The organism is Roseateles sp. P5_E1, assembly GCF_054049335.1.
Genome location: NZ_JBFUMN010000338.1, coordinates 1 through 584 on the forward strand (window position 1 = coordinate 1; position 584 = coordinate 584).

The window sequence follows — 584 nt, forward strand, 5'->3', positions numbered from 1 at the left end:
CCGCGCACCTTGGTACATCACCTCGCGCTCGCCGCACAGCACGGCGGCCACGTACGACAGCGGGGTGAGGTCGCCACTGGCACCGACCGAGCCTTCGGCCGGAATCAGCGGCAGTACGTCATGGCGCAGCAGCGTGGCCAGGCCCTGCAGCAGCGGGTGGCTGACCCCGGACATGCCGCGCACCAGCGAGGCCAGGCGCGCGGCGATCACCGCGCGGGTCTCGCTTTCATCCAGGAACCGGCCCAGGCCGCAGCCGTGGTAGGTGAACAGATGGTGCGGCAGCTCGGCCACCAGCGCCGGCGGAATGTTCACCGTGCACGAATCGCCGTAGCCGGTGGTCACCCCGTAGATGACGCCGTCTTCGCGCAGCAGGCGGTCGAGGAAGTCGGCGCCGCGCTGGATGCGCGCGGTGAAGGCCGGATCATCGGTGACGACGGCCTCGGCCTTGCGCTGGGACAGCGCGACCACGTCTTCGATGGTCAGCGGTGCATCGCCGAAGCGAATGGGGGACGACTTACTTGCCATGAGATGCCTGATCCCAGAAGGGGAAGAAATTGAACCAGTCCAAGGGTGCCTGGGTGACC

At 68.2% G+C, this 584-nt stretch carries 1 protein-coding gene; it reads right to left on the bottom strand.

Annotated elements, in window-relative coordinates:
- A partial coding sequence (locus ACXJKJ_RS31405; RefSeq protein WP_457395569.1) for an aromatic amino acid lyase occupies positions 1 to 525 on the bottom strand: 525 nt, incomplete at its 3' end.
- Positions 526 to 584: the final 59 nt, after the last annotated feature.